Origin of the sequence: Halalkalibacterium halodurans (assembly GCF_005671335.1) — a bacterium.
Classification (GTDB): Bacteria; Bacillota; Bacilli; order Bacillales; family Bacillaceae_D; genus Halalkalibacterium; species Halalkalibacterium halodurans.
The window spans coordinates 3,868,658-3,890,057 of the sequence record NZ_CP040441.1 but is presented as its reverse complement, the minus strand read 5'-3'; the positions used below and the strand labels follow the sequence as shown (position 1 = coordinate 3,890,057).

The window sequence follows — 21,400 nt, the reverse complement described above, 5'->3', positions numbered from 1 at the left end:
TCGGTTTGTAAGACACTTCTATTACCCCTTCGTTAATACTTCTAAGATTTGTTCGTATTATTTTAAGTCAGTCATCTAAAGAAGGATATCCTCATTTGTCCCACCCTCCATTGACGAAGGCTTAAAAAAGTTTGTCGACTGGTTTAAAACATATTACAATGTAGAAGCGGGTGTCCTTATCCAGAAATAGGGCACTTTCTTTTCGGCTTTTCCTTAAATCCTGTTGGCTGACAGGAAAAAAGAGATCGAGACCATAAGGATGTGTAGGAACGAATGAATATCACTATCGCAGGAACTGGCTATGTCGGGCTTTCCAATGCTGTGTTATTGGCGCAGCATAATGACGTGATTGCCTATGATATTGTGAAAGAAAAAGTGGATATGATTAATAATCGTAAGTCTCCGATTGTCGATCGTGAAATTGAGGAGTTTCTTGCGACGAAAGAGTTAAATTTAACAGCAACGACGGATAAAGAAGAAGCGTTTAAAGACGCTCAATTTGTCGTAATCTCGACACCAACAAACTATGATCCAGAAAAAAATTACTTTGATACATCGTCTGTAGAAGCGGTTATTTCTGACGTGTTGTCGATTAATCCAAATGCAGTGATGGTGATCAAATCGACGATTCCTGTCGGATATACGCGGGAAGTGAACGAGCGATTCAATACGAAAAATATTATTTTCTCTCCAGAGTTTTTACGGGAAGGTTCAGCCTTATATGATAATTTACACCCGTCTCGTATTGTCGTCGGGGAGCGGACGCAACGGGCGAAAATATTTGCGGCTCTGCTCGTGCAAGGGGCAGTTAAAGAGAACATCGACGTATTGTTTACTGATTCGACCGAGGCTGAGGCGATCAAGCTGTTTGCCAATACGTACTTGGCGATGCGAGTGGCGTTTTTTAATGAGCTTGATTCGTATGCGGAATTAAAAGGGCTTGATGCGAAGCAAATCATCGATGGGGTTGGGCTTGATCCGCGAATCGGTACGCACTACAACAACCCTTCGTTCGGCTATGGCGGCTACTGTCTACCAAAAGATACGAAGCAACTACTCGCGAACTTCGAGAATGTGCCGAATGACATTATTGGGGCGATTGTAGATGCGAACGACACGCGAAAAGATCATGTTGCCAATATGATCTTGAAGCGGGAACCGAAAATCGTCGGAATCTATCGTCTGACGATGAAAACGGGCTCCGACAATTTTAGACAGTCCGCGATTCTAGATGTGATGACTCGGCTAAAAGACAAAGGTGTGGAAGTTGTCGTTTATGAACCAGCCTTGGATGCAACTGAATTTGACGGTTCAAAAGTCATCGAAGACTTTGCTGAGTTTAAGAAGATGTCTGATGTCATTGTAGCTAACCGTTTATCAGACGATTTAAAAGAAGTAGCGGAAAAAGTTTATACACGTGACTTGTACACCCGTGATTAAGCCGAATTAGAGGTTAAGCCAGTTGGCTTGGCCTCTTTCCTATTCGATTTTAGAAGCAAAGGACTACCGATATGCATAAACGTTTCTCTTGGCTTGCTGTCATTCTATGGATGACCTTGATCTTTTCCTTTTCTCATCAACCAGCCACTGATTCAGCAAAACTAAGCTCAGGGGTTACGGAGTTTCTCTTTGCTGCGATTCAACAACTTCTCCCACATGTCCAGCTGGACCTTGAGCAATTTCATACGATTATCCGTAAACTCGCTCATTTTTTCAGTTATTTTACCCTCGGATTACTCGTGTTTCATGCTTTAAGACAAACCCGCCTGAATCTGTATTTGGCAAGAGAAAAATGCATAAAACGGCAAGCCTTTTTGCAGCCACTTAATAACACTTATTCCTTACATATTGTTCAAAAGGAATGACTCTTTCATTCGGTTACTATCTCCTCCGAAAATCACTAAATGAGAGTGGTGAATCAGGCGATCTACCACGGCTTCCGTTAAAATAGGGTCGCCAAATACATGATTCCATTGCCCAAACTGCAGATTTGTAGTGATGATAATACTCCGCTTTTCATAACACAAGGAGATGACCTGGAAGAGTAGCTCGGCCCCATGTTTGTGAAGCGGTATATATCCCAGCTCATCCAGAATTAAAAGATCAAGCTTCTCGATTTTCTTAAACAGCTTATTGAGATTTCCTTTGTCATTCGCCTCTAATAACTCATTGGCTAGAGAAGCAATGGTATAAAACTTTACTCGTTTCCCATATTTTTGTATCGCATTCATGCCAATGAGGGTGGAAAGGTAGGTTTTTCCTGCACCAACGCCGCCATAAAACACCATGTTTTCTTTTGATTCAATAAATTCACCGTCCAGGAGAGATTGTTGACTTAACCCCTGCCCCAGCTGAATATCCTTCCAGTCAAAAGGTTTGCCGGATACGTTCGGCAGGGTTGCCGCCTTGAACAAAAGATTAATTTTTCGTTCTTCACGCTGTTCTATTTCTTTTTCAAAGAGCTTCAGTAAATATTCTTCTGTGTTCGCCGCTTCTACCTCTCGGTAGTTCTCTCGAATCCAGCTTAGCTTTAAGCGCTTGGCATATTCTTGGATCTGTTCCTGCATTAGGCCTTCCTCCTTTCCTGCTGGAAGAAGACATCGTATTGATTCATACCTCGTTCAGCTATTGGCATTACTGGAACTGTACTTTTTAGCCTTACTGTCTCTCTGGAGCCTCTGCCATGAATGAGCTGATGAAAGACTTGCTTTATTGTTTCTGTGGATGGATGACATCGCTCGGATGCAATTTCCAGGGCCTCTGTAGCTGTCTCCAGACTATGGTCTTTAAGAAGGTCTGAGAGTAACTGAAGCGCCTTTTTCTTTTCTTCCAGAGTACATTCCTCCAGATAAGTTTGCCATTTAAAGGGCAGTTGATCATAGAAAGTTGTATATTTTAGCGCCGTCGGCCTTTTAGCCATTAGGTACAGATAAGGCTGCCATTTCATCGACTTTGATTCTTCTCCATACAGTCGTTCATGGCTCACAATCACTTCATAGTTGTCCGAAAGGATATCTATCCTGTTATAAGTGATGCCAGCCAATACCTTTTGATTGGCAAAGCGCGGGGAAGTAGAATACCTTTTCGTATCTACTAAGATATAGCCGTACTTGTCTGCTTTGAGAGTTTCATAGCGTACACAAGAGTATTCTTCCGGCGGTAAATACATTAACGCTTCTTTGTCCTCTTCAAACAGCCTGGCAATTTCTTGTTTCTTTTCATAATGAGGACGGTTTCGATCCTTTTCTGCCTCCTCCCATAACCGATCATTCAAATTATCCAGCTGATATACCGTTCGTTCCGGAAGGAAGAAATTATTCCTCGCATATTTAACCATCGCTTCTACATGTCCTTTTTCATTGCCGGCACCCGGATTACAAAATTCATACTCAAACCCGTAGTGCAAAGCGAAGCGCTTGAAACCCTCAGTAAGCTCGCGTTTTCCTTGTGGTAAAACCTTTTTTACTGCGGGGGATAAATTATCAAAACGAATCCTTTTTGGCACTCCTTGCAGATGATGGAAGAACCGTTTTAAGCCCTCCAGGAAACATTCCTGATTTTCAGCTTCAAACACCTGAACTAAGAATGCGTTACTGTATGGAAAAGAAAGCACCAAATACGGCAGGTCTATAACCTTTCCCTTTACTTTAAAAGGGGCTTCCCCAAAATCTACTTGAGCGTCTCCTGGCTTGGATTCCAACGGAAGAGCAGCGTCATCGCTTTCTTCCAATAACTCCTTTTTCCGTTTGGAGACATACCCGCGTACAGTTCGCTCTGAACCTTTGAAACTTACTTCATCTTTAAGTAATTGCCAAATACGTTTGGCAGTCCTTCGATACTTCTTTTTCTTCTTCATATCCTCTCTCAACCATTGATCAACTATGTCTTTGACTGGATCCATTACTGGAGCCGGCTGAGCTTTCTTCTTCTTCTTTTCCGGTTGGAAATTGTCCATATCGGCATACTTTTTGACTGTGCGGAAATCCGTGTTTGTTCTTCTCGCAACATCTGAGTACGAATACCCTTTTGAGTTAACTTCATTTCTGATATACTTAATTTCGTCCACTTGTAACATCTCCTAAAACTACCTCCTGCCAGATTATTGGGTCCAACAGGAAGTGTATTGAATTTTTGGGGTGTTAGCAAGTGGCTTTTTTTATGCAGGCCCCCCGCGGGGGGCCTGCATAAAAGGAATGCCATAACCTACATTTTTATTCTGCCATAAACACCTGAATCAAAAGAATAGTGGCTTAGCTTTGCTTATTTGCATGCTGTATGCCATTTCCGATGAAGTGCACCAGCTCTTTATTCCTGGGCGATCCGGGGAAATCCGTGATGTGCTCATTGATACTGTAGGCGCATTCGTCGGTATTTTCATCTACCGCATGAAACATAGACTGGGAAACAAACGACGAACCTTCTAATTCCCTCACATTTTGGGCAAAGTGTGAGGCTTTCTTTCTTTCCTCTTTTTTCTCCCTTTGTTGTTAAAACATTTGTTAAATTCCACAGCTGTAAAAAGCTCCATATTTTGTCGATATTATTAATAATCGGACACAACCAAAGATATAAGTATTTTAATGGACAAGGGCGTAAAAGGTCACAACTTGGCATTTTTCGTCTCTAACCTCTCAATTATTTACATTGTGCGCTAATTTTGATGATTGATGTAAAAGATACCTATCTTTAAGATGAAAGTAGGTAAATCTATGCTTCGCGACATCCAATAAAGGGAGGGGTGTAGACGTCAAGTCGAATTTTACACTTTTTGCTCGTTTCCTTTTTACACTTCTGCTGAAAAAATGCTTTTCCGGTTTTTCATGCGATGACTTTCCTCATTCTCTCCACCATGGATGACTTCCACACGGTGAAGTAAGCGATCTAAAATAGCTGTTGTGATTCCTTGATCTCCAATTAAATGACCCCATTCTTCTGGACTCTTATTTGAAGTCAGGATGATCGAACTTCGTTCGTATAAATGGTTAATCAAATGAAAAAACAAGTTTGCTTCTCTCTGATCCATCGCCATATACATTAAATCATCGATAATCACAAGGTCGGCATTTCTAATTCTTTTAAGCTGAACTTTAGATTTATTCAGGTATTCTTCTGACTTTAAAAGCTGCACAAGCTCACCCATTGTAGCGAAGTAAACATGGAATCCTCTATACACAGCTTCAAGTCCTAATCCAATGGCGATATGTGTTTTACCTATACCAGGGGGACCCAGAAGGATTAAATTGTACTGCTGCTCTAGCCAGCTTAATTCTCGGAGTTGAGAAAGCTGACGAGCCGTCAGAACGTTTTGTCCTTTCAGTTCAAACTCATCTAACGACTTCACGAAAGGGAAGCGCGCCCATTTCATTCTTTTCTCGAGGCTTTTTGCTTCACGTTTTGCTAATTCATATCGAGTGATCGATTCTAAAAATTCCAGGTAGGTCCATGATGCTTTTTCAGCTTCGCGAAGAAGCTGTGGCAGCTCCTCCGCCGTCTCTGCTAAACGTAACTGACGAAATTGATCTTGTAATTCATGCACAGTCTTGTTCATCATGCTCTACCTCCTAAAATGCTGGTATAGGCAAGTAGAGAACGGGTAGATGCTTTGATATGAGAATGCTTTGGTGAGCTAGTATAAAAGGGTTGTCCCTCTTCAATCGGTTCATCTCGCAATGTATGAAGGTGATGAGCAATATCACGAAAATCATTCGCATGATATAGTTTCTCTGCCATGCACTTTGTCAAAACAGTATCAATGAATGCTGGATACTGTTGAATGATCTTATAGAGGATCGCAAATTGATCTCGACGATACCTCGGGTATCTTTGGCTGATCTCATCTAAATAAGCAGCTGCCTGACCTTGATCTTCAAAGCAAGAGACGAGGCGTTGCTTAAGCTCTTCAACCCCTTTGGAGCGATCTCGAGTGTGGTGGCGATTTTGAATGAGTTTCCCTTTTTCTGAGCTCACAAGATGCTCGGCAATGACTTCACCTTTTGCTTCTCTGCGAATGACGAGCATCTTTTGACCTTCGTCTTTCACTTCAATCCAGACAAGATTCTCCCCCATTGTTTGATACGTCCCTAGGGGGACAGAATAACGGTTTGACTTGTACCGGATGGTGTTGTCCTTGCTTACATTTCTTGTTATACTTTGGTTATGGGTACTTTCATATGAAAGTAACGAAGAGACTGGCTGTAAGTGTTGCTTTTCGAGGAGAAACACTTCTGCTGGTCTTTTTTTCGTTGTTTGATGAACCTGATGATTCCCGGTACGCTGAAGCCATTGTAGTGCTCGACTATTCCAATCTTCTATATCGCTAAACACTCGACTGTCTGCGAAGTTGCCCTTTATGTATTTCACTACATTCTCAATCATGCCCTTAGATTCCGGATCGGCTTTTCGGCACAAGTGAACGTTAAACTCACGTTCATTCACATAATGTTGGAACTCCGTTGTTAAAAGCAGTTGTCCAGCATTCTCACTCACTGCGATTAAGTGATCCTGATCATAAACAATTTCTTCTGTTCGTCCTCCATAGAACTGAAAGGCATGTTCATGACAACGAATCGCGTCTCTTGTCGTAAAAGGACGCGCCTGCCATTCCATATATTTCTGCCTGGAATGAGCGAGGACAAAGGCAATGAAATAGAGCTTGATTTCTTTGTTGTCTGTCGTTTTCTGTTTTGTCTCACCCCAGTCTACCTGAAGTTGTTTACCCATTGGTTGTTCAGGAACGGCTTCATATTGACGGACCATGGCCTTCTTCTCAATCTGATAAACCTCACGAATATCTTTCACATACGTTCTCACCGTACTTCCACCGACGACAAGATCGGGGTATCTCTCCAAAAGCCAATCATGAATTTGAGCACTACTTAGGTGAGGGTATTCTTCTAGCCAAGCAAGGATCCAGTCTTTGTAGGGATCTAGTTTTCTCTTCTTCCCTAAAGGTTGTTCAGTGTATGCTTTTGCTTCATCAAATGTCATGTCTAAATACTTATAGACAGTCGGTCTTGAAACTTTCAGCTCCTTAGCGATTTGTGCTACTTTAAACTTTCTCTTACGTAATTCATGGATCTTTACATATAACACTAACTTCTCCTCCAAAACCCTAACCCCCAGTAAAATAACATTACTATCTATTTTACTAAAGTAGTAGGTTGATTGAGCAAAAGTGTAAAATCTTATCGAGCAAAAACTGTCAACTTCATTCTAGCGTTTACAAGGGGTTCCGATGGTTGAAAGAGTTGCTAGTAGTGAAGTAGCCAATAGGCTAAATGAATGGTATGACACCATCAAGCGTCAAGACATAAAAAAAGCGGCGATCATGAAACACGATCTTCAGAAAGCCATGGATGACATGGAGGAAGATCAAAATGTCCTACTGTATTACAACTTGATTGACTCAAGGTACAAGCTATTACTCGAGCAATATGATGAATCGGGCACCATTTTGGAAAGCCTTAAGGATCAGACGGAGAGAGCAGATACAGACAACCTTCTACAGTATTATTACTACTTTTTTAGTGGCCTCTATGAATTCAACATGAATAACTTCACCCATGCCATACGTCTTTATCATAAGGCAGAAAATCATCTCACTACGATTCCAGACGAAATCGAACACGCTGAATTTCATTTTCAACTTGCAGTTGCCTATCAAAGTATAGATCAAAATTTCTTTTCGATAAACCATGCAGAAAAAGCATTAGATATTTATTTAAAGCAAGAGAACTATGTAAGTAGAATCGCATTAACTCAAATGATCATTGCGGCAAATAAATTAGATTTAAATCAATATCTTGCGGCTGAAAAGTTGTATAAAAAGGCGATTCTTATTGCAGTAGACTCTAATCAAACATTTATCGAATTACTCGGTTACTATAATTTAGGCCTCTGTTATGAGGTGCAAGAGAAACTCGAACTAGCTAGGGATTGTTTTGAAAAGGCACTTGATTTTGATTTTCCACAAGAAAATAAAAAAGAAACTTATTTAAGAATTAAATATATGTTAGGCAGAGTTTTATTTAAAATGGGATTCTTACAAGAGGGAGTAAAATGGTTTGAGGATGCAGTACAACTGGCAAACGAAACAAACGACAAAATCTATCAAGTAAAGCTCGAAATTATTCACGCTGTTTATTTTGACCAAAAAGAATTGTCGATTGATGAAGGGCTAAAAGTGTTGAAAGAGCAAAGTTTGTGGCATGATGTCGAAGATTTGGCATTTAACGCGGCTCGTTTTTACAAAAAAGAAGGATTTTATCAATTGGCGTCGAAATATTACGAAGAAGGGCTAAATGCCCAACAAAAAATTCCATCTTTATATGAGGAGGTAGGGAGCGCATGAAAAGTGTCTTTTTAACTCTCATTGCAGCAAGTTTGTTGTTCAGTTTTGCTAACCCTCAAGAACTGCAAAGTCAATGTAGCTCAGGAGACGGCTTCACCACTCTTGAAAAGCCTAGAATAGGTGGATTTTAATTATTGTATTTCATCTTGGTCAAAATGGAAGCATCAGCAACTAGTACAAGCTTAGATAGCCCCGTGAGATACACGGGGTATTTTTTTGTTTCCGATTTGAATAACAGATGAAAGACCACCATTTACCTTAATCTCATTTTGACTTTTTAGTCATGTAAAATTTGTATAAAATTCAGCATTTCAAAAAAGGCTTCCATCAATTGGCGTCGAAATATTACGAGGAAGGGTTAAACGCCCAACAAAAAATTCCATCTTTATATGAGGAGGTAGGGAGCGCATGAAAAGTGTCTTTTTAACTCTCATTGCAGCAAGTTTGTTATTCAGTTTTGCTAGCCCTCAAGAATTGCAAAGTCAATGTAGCTCAGGAGACGGATTCACTATACAAGAGAAGCCCATCGCTGGCATTTAATTTGATACATTCCTAGTTGGCCTCGTGAGATTCACGGGGTAATTTTCTTGTTTTTCGATAACACATCCAAGGTAGAAGGAAACATTTCTTGGTGGAAAATAAAATAGGAAATGGTACATTATTCTATGTAAAAACATGAGATAAATAGTAGCCTAATAGGAGAGAATCTGCTATCAACCGAAAGTTATTCGATTCGTCTTATATATGCACTTGAATAAGTCCAGTAAGGATGATAACAGGAACGACCTCCATTCCCTCCTATAACCTACTGATCTGATTCCATAATGATCGACAGAATCTTTTTGAGTGGTCAAGGGGGTTTCAACATGAAGTTCTTAGATGTGAACCAACATCTCTCGGAACTCGATGAACACATTAAAGTGTTAAAATCATATGGAGATGTTTTCGAAGAAGCAGAAGCAAGAATCACACGTGTCATCAACATGGACGGAGCATTTAAAGGAGAGGGCGCAAAGGGAGTCATCTATAATCATGCCCATATGCAGCTACCAACGATCCGTTCGATTCGCGCCTTTTTGATTTCTTTTAGCGACACACTCGAAAAAATGAAAGCGAACATCAATGAGTATGAGCCTGCTTCCAATGGTTCTGTATCGGAGAATTTTTGGAAAAACAAGCTCCCAAAAGCGTACGATCGATACGAAGAGACGTTAGAGGAACGAGAGGCAGCGATTAATCAGGCAACGGCCCAGGTTAGTCACATCTTACATCTTGGCAAGCTTCAGACAGGCGATGTATACAACAGCGTCGATAGTGCACGCAAACACGCAGATACGGTGCTAGAAGGGTTATATGACCTCGACCAAGCAGGTGTCGAATTAATGGCACAGGTACGAACGAAGATGGATGAATTAAAAGCGACGATCCGACAGGTGCTAGACTGGACTGTTACTGGTGGCGTGACGATGAAGGGTGTGAGTATCATGGAGGTAGGCGGGTATTTCGCCAACAACGCGACCTTGCATGAGAAAGCGCCGGAAGTAAGTGTGAAACTCTCAACTCCAAATCCATTCATTCAGTACGCAAATAACTTTCCGCTTCATTTTAAGTATGACACCATGCATAGTATAATGAAAGTATTTGATCTATCTCACCATCAGAACTGGTTCTCCGATAGGATCAAGTCGTTACCGCTTACGAGCTTGTTTAACGTGGCACGGGCGTCCCCTGTTCGAGAGCAAAGCATTTGGGCTTATGCAAACGCTCATTACTCAGGGGATAAAGAGACAGTGGAGCGTGCAGCTGAAGCTATACGAGAGATTAGGGAAAGAGAAGAGGCACATGATCCGCTGCGAACGTTCTCGTTTTTGCTTGACTTTGCGCCATTCATTGGGAATGCCAAAGCGGCTCAAGAAGCTTCGTTAGGAGTCGATCTGATCACGGGACAGGAGTTAGACGAATGGGATCGGGGAATAGCAGCTGCTAGTATTTTTCTTGGAGGTATCGGCAAGGTCGGGGGACGAACACTCAAGAACATAGTAAAAGGGTCTGACAATTTCGCCGGGGCTACAAGAATCAGCAACCGTGTGGAATATGGTGATCATTATACGCGCGTGGATCGGAAGAAAGTGTTAAAGTCGAATGTCGAGTACATGACACCAGAGGGTTATTTGTATAAGACAGATGGGCATGGACGGATCACCCATGTGGAAGGTGACTTGTCGCTAGGGGCTGCGAAACGTAACAATTACGCACAAAGAAATGTGGAAGGTAAGAATCCGGGGGATGACGGTGGTCACTTGATAGCCTCGATCTTCAAAGGATCAGGAGATATAGATAATCTTGTGCCGATGAATGCAAACCTGAATCGTTACGGGGAGTATAGGGCCCTAGAAAGGCGATGGGAACAAGCGCTAAAAGCGGTACCACCTAAAGATGTAAAAGTGAAGATTCAGCCAGTGTATAGAGGCGATTCACATCGTCCAACTGAATTTCAAGTTGAATATAAAATCGGTAACAATGAATGGATTCTGGATCGTTTACCAAATCCTTAGGAGGAATTTATATGGAGAAACAAATAGAATCTTACTACCAGGAAATAGCTCAATTAATTATTGATATGATTCCAGAAGAATGGGCTGAAGTCAGGTTTTATGCTCAAGAGGATCATGACGGATGGAAAATCTTCTTTTTCCACTATTTATCAGCATCTAGCGACGAATGGACAAAAGATATAGATATTCGGGATGTTATTAAAGTTCCGCAAGACGAATTTATGGAAAAGTACAATGAACTTTCCTTTTGTATTAGTGATTTTAGGAAAGACTACGCAGAAGCATTTGGAGAGCCATGGATGAGTTTTCAAATGACGTTTTATGCAAGTGGAAAGTTCAACATTGATTTCTATTACGATAAAAATCCTTTTGATACGTTTCTTACACGTCTTGCTTGGCAGTATGAACACTTTGGAACTATACCTGAAGACTCCTTTTATAAAGAGACACTTAACGAATATCTCGAAGAAAAAGCACAAGGCAAACGCTATCCGTTTCTAGAGCCTCTGAAGGAAGAATAAAGAAGGTTCTTTTGCTTGATTTATTTACGAGGTTCCATTGATTTTAAGTCAGCCTATGCAAGGCTTTTATAATAACGAGGCTATAGAGTAGCCTATGTATTTACAAAAACGCCTGTCTCTTTTATGTGAGGTAGGCGTTTTATATAAAGTACCAGTATCCTCTCCAATTATCCAATAAGCAGCTTTACTCTGAGATGTTTCTTTTAGAAAGGCTCTACAATAAATGTTGGGGTTTTTGCACAAAAGAGGGCAAAAAAAATGCACGCAGGCTCCTTTATCCATTATCCTTGAATTGTCGAGAAACAAAGAAAGGATAGGAGCTGCGTGTACGATGAATTTTACCATGGATTTGCCCGGATTAAAAGGTGTGAAGGTCACAAAGATGGAGGAACGAGAGGGCTTTATCGCGCTCCATGTAGAAATGCCGCGAACGCCTCATCGTTGCCCATCCTGCGGGGAGAGAACCGAGAGAATCCATGATTACCGCATCCAAAAAGTTCAACATCTCAAGCTCTTTGAACGGTGGGTGTATCTATTCTATCGAAAGCGCCGGTACGCGTGCAGATGCGGGAAGCGGTTTGCGGAGAAAGCCTGTTTTGTAGAGCGATATCAGCGTCAGACAGTGGAATGGAATCAAGCGTTTCGCTTACGGCTCATTCAAGGGAAGAACTTTACGGACACAGCGAATCAATTCCAAACGTCCGTGACAACTGCCATGCGCCGGTTTGATCAATTGGCGGCCCCCCTCGTGAAGAAGGTGGATCACCTTCCTCCTCGGATTGCGATTGATGATTACAAAGGGGATACGAATGCGGGGAAATATCAAGTGATCATTGCGGATGCAGATACACGGAAGCCGTTGGATATCTTACCGGATCGTAAAGCCGATACGCTTAAACGATATCTTCAAGAGAAGGGTCATCATGTGAAAACAGTCGTGATGGATCTCAGTTATACCTTCAAGTCGGCTGTTCAAAAGGCCTTAGGCCACCCGCTCATCATTGGGGATCCGTTCCATTTCTGTCGTTACATCTACTGGGCTCTGGAAGGGGTTCGCCGCCGAGTGCAAAAAGCGTTCCATCCGTATCATCGAAAACGATGTAAACGGATCAAACATCTGTTTCAGAAAGAGAGAGAAGGACTGGATGATAAGCAAAAGAAGAAGGTGGAGCGGTACTTAGAGCTATCCCCTGATTTAAGGGAAGCGTATGAGCTAAAAGAACATTTTCGTCAGTGGTATCAAGAAGCGAAGATGCAAGGAAGGGAAGGACGAATGAGCGAGGTGAAACAAGGGCTCTACGCCTTTTACCGAAGAGTGGAGGCGAGCCCGTTAAAGGAGTTCCACCGAGCCATTCAGACGCTGAAGAACTGGCAGACCGAGATCTTGAATAGCCTCGCGTTTGGCTTAAACAATGGTTTTATTGAAGGACTGAATAATCAAACGAAGGTGATTAAGAGAAATGCCTTTGGTTTTCGGCGTTATGATCGCTTGCGAAACCGTATTCTCTTGCATCATCCATTCAAACATCAAACATTCGGGGTAGGATAAGAGGGGCTCGCCCTCCTATGCCACCCCAACATTTGACTAAGAACCTTTAGAAATAAAAAATACGTTTCCCCAACTTCAAATAATTTTGTGTCGTTAAAGATCCATTCGCTATCACCTTGTTGTTTTATTGTGATCTCTTTTGAATTCGTTTCTGTCATATACGCCTCTGTTACTTCTGCTCTGAAAACAGTGTATGGTACTGGCTCAATTTTAACCTCTTCAACTTTTTTCTAAAATAGTAACTTCAGCAATTAAATCTGCATCTTCAAGAGCATCGTTTAAATCAAAAGGTATTATCTCTGCATCAATTCCCCCAGGCCCTTCTTCTTGTAAATTTGCATTCCTAATTATGCTTTCTGGGTTTGCGCTTTCATTGCAAGCAGTAAATTTTAAAAAACTTACTTTCTTTTTTCATCTTCATGTCTCCTCTTTTGATAAAAGTTAGAGCTTATCATTCTCGCACAGGGGAACATATTCTGGGATTGGAAATACTATACGGCTGAAAACTCGTATAGGCTTCGATAAGTACATGTAAATTAGATGGCGAGTCCGCACGATGGGATTCGCCGTTTCTTTTTTGAGCTCCCTCTTCAAGCGTTGGTCCATCGGCCTTTCCTTTGCTGCAAAAGTCAAACCCCTCCATTGAGCTGACGGTATTTTTCCGGAGGGATGCCGACCATCTTCCTGAAAGTGGCGACAAAGTGGCTTGTCGAGCGAAACCCCACTTGCTTGGCAATCTCACCGATGGTGGCACAGTTGTCTTCTAATAAGAGCTTTTTTGATTGTTGGATTCGCAAATTAACAAAATAGGCATAGGGCGTCAAGTGGAAGTTCTTTTGAAACAGCGAATTCAAATGGCGTTTGGACGTATTAATAAAGCGTGCCATTTCATCAAGGCCTACATCTGGGTTGGAAAGTTGAGTCTTCATCCAATCAATCAGTGAATATAACCGCACTAAGTGATTCGTCTCTTTTGCGTTGCTATTATTCGTTTTTCCATACTTTTTTAAAAGCAGAAGGAATTCATAGACCGCAGAAGAGGCACTGATGCTAAAGCTGTCTCTTGTTTCGTCGCTTTGCTTCAATACTTTCGCAAGGAATGTGGGTATCGGTGCTTCTTGATCCCAGTGAAAAAAAGCAGATTGATACAGCTCCAGTGTAATCAACACCTCTTTCACCATCGTCCCGCTAAAGGTTACATACAGTGTTTGCCATGGAGTGGAATCACTTTGCGCGTTTTGATACGAGTGGGGGATATGTGGCAGGAGGAGGACACCGTTATTCGTCGTCAGGTTGATCTGTCTATTTTGAAACGTGAGGGAGCCTTGTCCGCTCACCGTTTGAATCCAATGGTAATAAGGGTAGCCGTTTGGCCGTGTGACATATTCTTGTACAGGATTAAACCCAATCGTTTCAGCGAAAAGGGGTAGTTTATTTTCATTTAATGGGATGAGAACGTGTTTTTTCATTGAGACCCCTTCCCTCCAAGCAATCAATAAAGAGTTCCTTATTTTTATATCTCTTTCTATTATATTATATATAATCCCGCTTTGTAATCGCATACAATGTAATTATTATGATACAAAGGAAAAGGTGATAGGATATGATCAACGAAAAGCTACCAAAAATTTGGTATGGTGGAGATTATAATCCGGAGCAGTGGGAGAAAGAGGTCTGGGACGAAGATATCCGTATGTTTAAACTAGCAGGAATTGATGTGGCCACATTAAATGTTTTTTCATGGGCGTTAAATCAGCCTGATGAAGAAACCTATGATTTTACTTGGCTGGATGAGCAAATTGATCGGTTGTATGAAAACGGAATTTATACTTGTTTGGCCACGAGTACAGCGGCACATCCTGCGTGGATGGCAAAAAAGTATCCAGACGTCCTAAGGGTTGATTATCAAGGGAGAAAACGTGCATTTGGCGGCAGGCACAATTCTTGCCCGAACAGCCCAACGTATCGAAAGTATGCAGAACGGATGGCCGATCGATTAGGTGAAAGATATAAGGATCATCCTGGCGTATTAATTTGGCATGTGTCCAATGAATATGGTGGCTATTGTTATTGTGACAACTGTGCTGCCAGCTTTCGAAAATGGCTCCAGCAAAAGTACGGGACTTTACAAAATGTCAATAAAGCATGGAACACTCGCTTTTGGGGGCATACGTTTTATGATTGGGATGAAATTGTCCCTCCGAATGCGTTAAGTGAAGAATGGGAGGGCGATTCTACGAATTTCCAAGGCATCTCTTTAGATTATCGCATTTTTCAGTCCGATAGCTTACTAGAGTGCTTTAAACTTGAGAGGGACGCGTTGAAAAAACATACGCCTAACCTTCCAGTAACAACAAATCTAATGGGTACGTATAAAGAGCTGGATTATTTTAAATGGGGTAAGGAAATGGATGTCGTGTCATGGGACAACTACCCTGCGTATGATACGCCTGTAAGCTTTACGGCGATGGCTCACGATCTTATGAGAGGCTTAAAAAGCGGACAGCCATTTATGCTGATGGAGCAGACGCCAAGCCAGCAAAATTGGCAGCCTTATAATTCGTTGAAACGCCCGGGTGTGATGCGCTTATGGAGCTATCAAGCGGTGGCCCGTGGGGCAGATACAGTGATGTTTTTTCAATTGAGGCGATCGGTTGGAGCTTGTGAAAAATACCATGGAGCCGTCATCGAGCATGTGGGTCATGAGAATACAAGGGTATTCCGAGAGACAGCTGCACTTGGCAAGGAGTTGGGCAACCTTTCCGATGCATTGCTCGATGCACGTGTGCAAGCGAAGGTGGCGATCGTGTTTGACTGGGAAAACCGCTGGGCGACGGAGCTATCAAGCGGCCCATCCAAGGCATTGGATTATGTAAAAGAAGTTCACAACTATTACGCCGCCTTATTTGATGAAAATATCCCGGTCGACATGATTGGAGTCGATGAGGATTTAAGCAAGTATGAAATTGTCATTGCTCCTGTATTGTATATGGTGAAATCAGGGTATGCCGATCGTGTAAAAGAGTTTGTTCAAAATGGGGGAACGTTTGTGACAACGTTCTTTAGTGGAATCGTGAATGAGCATGATCTTGTCACTCTTGGCGGTTATCCAGGCGAACTAAGAGATCTCCTTGGAATATGGGTAGAGGAAATCGATGCTCTGCCACCTGAAGTAAAAAATCAGATTGTGATAACAAACGATACCGGTAGGCTAACAGGTACCTATGAGTGCCGGTTGTTATTTGATATTATTCATTCAGAGGGTGCAGACGTGCTGGCTGAATATGGCTCTGATTTTTATGCAGGTACACCCGTCATTACGCGTCATGCTTATGGAAAAGGAAAAGCGTATTACGTAGGAACATGCCCTGATCAAGCCTTTTTAACGGATTTCATGAAGACGGTTTGTGCCGAAAAGGAAATCGCTCCATTATTGAATGTTCCAAAAGGCGTGGAAGTGACGGAGAGACGAAAGGACGGCGCTTCTTACTTTTTTATCATGAACCACAATGCATCTACAGTAGAATTGGAAATAGGCGAAGGAACTGACCTGTTAACAGGGAAGGAATTAACAGGGGCTACCTCATTGGAGGCTTATGGAGTCATGATCGTAAAACGGTAGCCAAATCGAAAACCTAATGTAGAAAGCGGGGGTCGTATGTTGGACATACGGCCCTATTTCTATTTCATTGAACTTCTCTATTTATCATGCAAAGAAAGCAGCTCTTTCAAAAAGACGGTGTTTTTTTCTACGTGTTATCCCACCTTATGAAAAGGGACCTCTACAATGTAATGTGGAAATATTGGTTTTTTAGATGTTTTTAAACTTCCTTTAATATCACCTTTATATCTGTTCTGTACGCTAAAGGAACAAACGATAAGGAGTGATCTTTTATGATGAAGCGAACCCTTTCCTTTTTTGTCGCCGTAGTAATGGTCATCACTATGTTCACTGTCCCTACAGTCTCAGCCCAGACGAACCCCAACTCTAAAGGAGATCAACAAAAAATGATCAACATTGCTCATCGTGGAGCTTCCGGACATGCCCCGGAGAACACCATGGCTGCCTTTCAAAAAGGGTTTGACATGAAGGCAGACTACATTGAATTTGACGTCCATATGACAAAGGATGGCGAGCTTGTTCTCATGCATGACTTGACGGTTGATCGCACGACAAATGGTCATGGCTATGTAAGTGACCTGACGTTGGACGAGATTAACCAACTTGATGCGGGAAGCTGGTTTCATGAAGATTTTGCAGGGGAGAAGGTGCCTTCATTTGAAGAAACGTTAGATGCTTTTCGCGGGAAGGTGGGGCTTTTAATCGAGTTAAAATCGCCTGAGCGGTATCCGGGTATGGAGGAGAAGGTAGCGGAAGCCTTAAAGGAGCGCAAGATGGATCGGAGTAGTAACCATAAAGTGATTATTCAATCCTTCAACCATGAATCGATGAAAAAATCGAAGGAGCTTTTGCCGCACATTCCTCATGGAGTGTTAGCAGGACCTAGCTGGGCGAATGTGACCGATGAACAGCTGGAGGAATTTTCGACCTATGCCGATTATTTTAATCCGAACATGACGATCGTAACACCTGAGCTAGTGAGTCGTATTCACGCAGTCGGCATGAAGATCTTCCCTTACACATCCAGAACGCAAGAGCAAGCGAACCGGTTGTTTGAACTAAAAGTCGATGGCATAATTACGGATTTTCCAGAGCATGTGTACTTTCACCCTGTGAAAAATCAATAGGAGTTAAAAAAGTAAAAGTTGGCCGCGTGAATAATGAACTCCCGTTCCCCTTTGGATACTATCTCTAAAGGGGGTTTTTCATGTCATTCATGAATGCTGAGATGAAAGAGGCTATTCGCTATCGCATAGAAGGTAACGACATACTACAACAATTCCTGTCTGATGAGACCGGTTTAATTGGTCAAGTAGGTTGGAATAAATTCATCCGGTTTCGAATAAAAAATAGGGCCATTTCACGAAAGGAAGAAATACAATTCGTTATGGAAAACGGCAAACGCATTATAGGCCCTGTGTTTATGCGAGGGACATTTCTCTATACATATGGGGAAGATGGGATTTATAAAAAATGGTGAGGGAATGTCCTTAAAGAATCAGAACGGATACAAAAAATGGTTATTACGTGTTAAAGTAATAAGAAAACGATTCAATGGCTATGGGAGGGATAACATGAAAAAAATGGTGGCATTAATGGTAGTGATGATGGTGCTCCTGATTGGGTGTTCCAACGAAGAAGTGATGAACTATCAATACACGTTTACAGGAGAAGGGACGTATTGGCAAGCTGAATACGTCTATGAGGGGACTGAAACAAGGGAGAAAGAAGACGGACGGACTACTTATTCGAATGAAGACAGCGATGAAATGAGACTAACGTACAAAGGGTCCTTGGACGAGATTGAGTCAATAAAAAAGCTTGAATTTTCGTACGTTACTAGTGTTGGAAGCGGTGGTGGTGTTAGGGAATTCGATGCCCCGCCGAATGATCTTACATTTACGTTGAGTGGTGGTAGCACAGGTGCAAAAGTAAAAGAAGACGAGATCATACAAGTCGTTGTAACATGGGACGATTTTGAGGAGTCATTTGAACTAACGAATGAAAAGAAATAGCAAGCAGAAGAGTATAAGAGAAGAGAAGGTGTTCTAGTGAGGGAAGAAAAAGAAACTCCAGAGCGACGAAGAGAAAGATTAAAACAAGAGGAATTAAGAAGAAATCCAACTGGCGGTATGAATGATGCTTTTAATCGAGCCAGCAGTGGGGGTCTTACGGATTTAGTAGGGAGTTTAGGATGGAAAGGAACAGGGATTCTTATTTTTTTGATGGGTTTGTCAAATAAAGTGTGTAAGTTGGGATCACACACTTAGATATATTTGAGAACTCTATCCTTTAATCGGTCATCCATTAATAGCTGGTTCATGGCTAGTGACCAGTTACGGACATGACCACCTTCCCATTTGGTTTCTAATTCTTTAACTCGTAAATAAAGAACTTTAAGTAGGGCATTCTCGTTGGGGAATGCTCCTTTTTTCGTTACTTTTCTAAAGCTAGAGTGGATGCTTTCCACTGCGTTTGTCGTGTACATAATTCTGCGAACTGCACTACCAAAGTCATATAATTGTTCCACGTGGTCAAAATTGCGTTCCCAAACATCAATAGCTCCTGGGTAGGCAGACCATTGTTGTTTGAAGGATTCAAATGTACTTTGACAAGCCTTAAGGCTTTGAGCTCCGTAAACCTTTCTTAAAGAGGCTGTAAATGCCTTATAGTCCTTGCTTGGTACGTATTTAATGGAGTTGCGAATTAAGTGTACAATGCATCGTTGAACGATGACGTCAGGAAATATGGAGCGAGCACCTTCCGCCAAACCCGATACGCCATCCATGGAAATAAAGAAGATGTCTTCTACTCCTCTAGCCTTTATTTCATCAAAGATTTGCATCCATTTATGCTTACTTTCTGTTTCATTTAGCCACAGACCTAGGATGTCTTTTTTGCCTTCCATGGTATAACCCAAAATGGTATACACTGCATACTTCTTTGTCTCATATTGATTGCGAATGGTTGTGTACATGCAGTCCACAAAAACAAACGGATAACAGTCATTTAACGGACGAGATTGCCATTCTTCTAAGTCGGGCAGCACAGTATCTGTGATATCAGAAACCATTTCATGAGATACAGAAAAGCCATAAATGTCCTCAATTGTAGAAGAAATGTCTCGTTGAGACATACCACGTGCATACATGGCAATTACCTTATCCTCTATTTCAGAAACATCCTTTTTACGTTTAGGAATGATTTTCGGTTCAAAAGAGCCATCACGATCTCTTGGCACCTCAATATCTACTTCTCCAGCACTAGTATTTAGCGTTTTCTTTCCATATCCATTTCTTCTATTATTTGTGTTCTTTTCCCCTTTATCATTGGAGTTGTAGCCCAAATGATGATTCATTTCTCCTTTTAACATCGTTTCAAACATAGGACCAAATATATCTTTTAGTGCATTCTGCATGTCTTGTACGGATTCTGGTTGATATTGTTCTATAATTCTATTAGCTAACTCTACTGCTTTTGGATCACGCTTAGATTTCGCCATTATAAACAACTCCCCAATTTATATATATAAGTTGAATTAAAGGATTACAATTACTCTCTGTTGAAATATAAGGGTAACACTTACCAATGAACGGAGAGGAACGAGATGACCCATTCACGTCAACATGAAATCGAAACCTTGCTTACAGCGATGAAAACGACCAAAGATAAACGAATGTATGAACGTTATCAAGCGATTTACTTTTATTTACAAGGCTATTCTAAAAAAGAAATCACAACCATGATTGGGCGTTCCGAAAAAACTATCTATAACTATGTGAATGCCTACAAAGAAAAGGGACTAGATGGCTTAACCATGGGACAATCACCTGGAGCGCCACGCAAATTAACACCCGAACAAGAACAGGAATTGGCTCAAGTGATTGCGACCAAACTTCCCGTAGATGTTGGCTTCCCAGCTAAGTATAATTGGACGTTAAAGATCATTGCTTCATTTATCGAGAAAAAATGGAACCAACCGTATACTCTTCGTGGTGTCTCTCGACTTTTACACGATTTAGGCCTTAGTTATACCAAACCGACTTATACGCTGGCAAAAGCTGACCCGTTGAAACAAAAAGAGTTTGTGGAAGAGACGTTCCCTGCCTATAAAAAAACTCTTAAATGAGGAGATTGACCATCTTCTCTTTCAAGATGAGTCGATGATTCGGGATTACCAAGCTCTTCAATACACATGGTTTTTAAAAGGCAAGCAACGAATCATTCCGACTTATGGAAAGCACCAGGGTGTCAAACTCATCGGTACACTTAATTATGAAACGGGAGATGTGCTTTGTGTAGAAGAAGAACGATACGATGCCGAAGCGTTTCTTCGTTTTCTTCAAAAGGTATTGAAACACTATCCGACCGGTAAGATTGTCATGGTGTTAGATAATGCCCGTATTCATCATGCGAAGCTGATTGAACCTTTTTTGCGTAACCACCAACATCGTTTAGAATTGGTTTTTTTACCACCTTACAGCCCTGAGTTAAATCTCATTGAAGGGTTATGGAAATGGCTCAAATCAGACGTAATTAATAACCTTTTTTATTCCTCTGTTAAAGAGATTCGAAGAAATGTGCAAGCTTTTATTCGTGAGTTAAATGACTCACCTAGAAAAGTTATTGATCGATTGTGCATTCGATTGTAAAAGATAAATTCAACTTATATAGTTATAGTGTAACAATAAAAAAATAAACTGCGAAGTAAGAGCCGTACGCTCTCTTACTTACACAGTTTATATTACACCCCCTTTTTGATCGTAATCGGTGTTATCATCGCTTCCTTTTTCTTTAACTAAT

20 protein-coding genes are annotated in these 21,400 nt (G+C 41.4%); 14 read left to right on the top strand and 6 right to left on the bottom strand.

Going from position 1 to position 21,400, the window contains the following annotated elements; translation table 11 throughout:
• The first annotated feature begins 273 nt into the window (after positions 1-273).
• Positions 274-1,440 carry a nucleotide sugar dehydrogenase gene (locus FED51_RS18950; protein ID WP_053430198.1) on the top strand — a complete coding sequence of 389 codons (1,167 nt, stop codon included), beginning with the start codon at positions 274-276 and terminating at the stop codon, positions 1,438-1,440.
• Positions 1,441-1,511: 71 nt separating this feature from the next.
• Positions 1,512-1,865, top strand: a complete 354-nt coding sequence (locus FED51_RS18945) for a VanZ family protein (protein ID WP_233443856.1) — start codon at positions 1,512-1,514, stop codon at positions 1,863-1,865.
• Here the strand turns inward: FED51_RS18945 and istB (FED51_RS18940) are convergent.
• Both istB (FED51_RS18940) and istA (FED51_RS18935) read right to left on the bottom strand, forming a co-directional pair.
• Entirely contained in the window at positions 1,842-2,567 is a 726-nt protein-coding gene (gene istB, locus FED51_RS18940) for an IS21-like element helper ATPase IstB (protein WP_134229558.1), read from the bottom strand. The genes FED51_RS18945 and istB (FED51_RS18940) overlap by 24 nt on opposite strands.
• Positions 2,567-4,075, bottom strand: coding sequence for an IS21 family transposase (gene istA / locus FED51_RS18935; RefSeq protein WP_134230280.1), 1,509 nt, complete (start codon positions 4,073-4,075; stop codon positions 2,567-2,569). Before istA (FED51_RS18935) ends, istB (FED51_RS18940) begins: the two co-directional genes overlap by 1 nt.
• Before the next feature lie 154 nt (positions 4,076-4,229).
• On the opposite strand from istA (FED51_RS18935), the gene FED51_RS18930 reads away from it, so the two are divergent.
• Entirely contained in the window at positions 4,230-4,424 is a 195-nt protein-coding gene (locus FED51_RS18930) for a VanZ family protein (RefSeq protein WP_175414360.1), read from the top strand.
• Positions 4,425-4,783: 359 nt separating this feature from the next.
• On the opposite strand, the gene istB (FED51_RS18925) is transcribed toward FED51_RS18930, so the two are convergent.
• Both istB (FED51_RS18925) and istA (FED51_RS18920) read right to left on the bottom strand, forming a co-directional pair.
• The gene (gene istB / locus FED51_RS18925) at positions 4,784-5,548 is read right to left on the bottom strand and encodes an IS21-like element IS643 family helper ATPase IstB (RefSeq protein WP_010900090.1); all 765 of its coding nucleotides are present in this window, start codon (positions 5,546-5,548) and stop codon (positions 4,784-4,786) included.
• The gene (gene istA, locus FED51_RS18920) at positions 5,548-7,092 is read right to left on the bottom strand and encodes an IS21-like element IS643 family transposase (RefSeq protein ID WP_138090960.1); all 1,545 of its coding nucleotides are present in this window, start codon (positions 7,090-7,092) and stop codon (positions 5,548-5,550) included. The genes istB (FED51_RS18925) and istA (FED51_RS18920) overlap by 1 nt, the downstream gene beginning before the upstream one ends.
• A 142-nt stretch (positions 7,093-7,234) precedes the next feature.
• Here istA (FED51_RS18920) and FED51_RS18915 point away from each other — a divergent pair, with 142 nt between their 5' ends.
• From FED51_RS18915 to FED51_RS18900, 5 genes are all read left to right on the top strand, one after another.
• Complete coding sequence (locus FED51_RS18915) at positions 7,235-8,350, top strand: response regulator aspartate phosphatase (RefSeq protein ID WP_053430199.1); 1,116 nt, start codon at positions 7,235-7,237, stop codon at positions 8,348-8,350.
• Positions 8,347-8,481 (top strand): hypothetical protein, encoded by a 135-nt coding sequence (locus FED51_RS21640; protein ID WP_276403785.1) that lies wholly within the window; start codon positions 8,347-8,349, stop codon positions 8,479-8,481. Before FED51_RS18915 ends, FED51_RS21640 begins: the two co-directional genes overlap by 4 nt.
• 735 nt (positions 8,482-9,216) lie before the next feature.
• On the top strand, positions 9,217-10,905 hold the full coding sequence (locus FED51_RS18910; protein WP_233443855.1) for a ribonuclease YeeF family protein: 1,689 nt from the start codon (positions 9,217-9,219) through the stop codon (positions 10,903-10,905).
• An 11-nt stretch (positions 10,906-10,916) separates the two neighbouring features.
• The gene (locus FED51_RS18905; RefSeq protein ID WP_010899829.1) at positions 10,917-11,426 is read left to right on the top strand and encodes an antitoxin YezG family protein; all 510 of its coding nucleotides are present in this window, start codon (positions 10,917-10,919) and stop codon (positions 11,424-11,426) included.
• A 331-nt stretch (positions 11,427-11,757) separates the two neighbouring features.
• Positions 11,758-12,975 (top strand): ISL3-like element IS651 family transposase, encoded by a 1,218-nt coding sequence (locus FED51_RS18900; RefSeq protein ID WP_138090957.1) that lies wholly within the window; start codon positions 11,758-11,760, stop codon positions 12,973-12,975.
• A 629-nt stretch (positions 12,976-13,604) separates the two neighbouring features.
• Here the strand turns inward: FED51_RS18900 and FED51_RS18895 are convergent.
• Positions 13,605-14,444 carry an AraC family transcriptional regulator gene (locus tag FED51_RS18895; RefSeq protein WP_053430201.1) on the bottom strand — a complete coding sequence of 280 codons (840 nt, stop codon included), beginning with the start codon at positions 14,442-14,444 and terminating at the stop codon, positions 13,605-13,607.
• A 134-nt stretch (positions 14,445-14,578) separates the two neighbouring features.
• Between FED51_RS18895 and FED51_RS18890 the strand changes: the two genes are divergently transcribed.
• The 5 genes from FED51_RS18890 to FED51_RS18870 all read left to right on the top strand — a co-directional run bounded on the left by FED51_RS18890 (position 14,579) and on the right by FED51_RS18870 (position 18,867).
• The gene (locus tag FED51_RS18890; protein WP_053430202.1) at positions 14,579-16,597 is read left to right on the top strand and encodes a beta-galactosidase; all 2,019 of its coding nucleotides are present in this window, start codon (positions 14,579-14,581) and stop codon (positions 16,595-16,597) included.
• A gap of 272 nt (positions 16,598-16,869) precedes the next feature.
• Positions 16,870-17,724, top strand: a complete 855-nt coding sequence (locus FED51_RS18885) for a glycerophosphodiester phosphodiesterase (RefSeq protein WP_138090954.1) — start codon at positions 16,870-16,872, stop codon at positions 17,722-17,724.
• An 80-nt stretch (positions 17,725-17,804) separates the two neighbouring features.
• Entirely contained in the window at positions 17,805-18,077 is a 273-nt protein-coding gene (locus FED51_RS18880) for a hypothetical protein (protein WP_053430203.1), read from the top strand.
• Between the two features lie 94 nt (positions 18,078-18,171).
• A complete protein-coding gene (locus FED51_RS18875) occupies positions 18,172-18,612 on the top strand; it encodes a hypothetical protein (protein ID WP_053430204.1) in 441 nt (146 codons plus the stop codon).
• 36 nt (positions 18,613-18,648) lie between these two features.
• Positions 18,649-18,867: a DUF6366 family protein gene (locus tag FED51_RS18870; RefSeq protein WP_053430205.1), complete on the top strand. Its 219-nt coding sequence runs from the start codon at positions 18,649-18,651 to the stop codon at positions 18,865-18,867.
• On the opposite strand, the gene FED51_RS18865 is transcribed toward FED51_RS18870, so the two are convergent.
• Positions 18,864-20,099, bottom strand: coding sequence for an IS256 family transposase (locus FED51_RS18865; protein ID WP_053430206.1), 1,236 nt, complete (start codon positions 20,097-20,099; stop codon positions 18,864-18,866). The genes FED51_RS18870 and FED51_RS18865 overlap by 4 nt on opposite strands.
• 105 nt (positions 20,100-20,204) lie before the next feature.
• On the opposite strand from FED51_RS18865, the gene FED51_RS18860 reads away from it, so the two are divergent.
• Positions 20,205-21,249, top strand: a protein-coding gene (locus FED51_RS18860; protein WP_138090594.1) for an IS630 family transposase whose coding sequence is annotated in 2 segments (ribosomal slippage) — positions 20,205-20,702 and positions 20,704-21,249 — 1,044 coding nt in all. Because the reading frame shifts where the segments join, the coding sequence is not laid out codon by codon here.
• Positions 21,250-21,400: the final 151 nt, after the last annotated feature.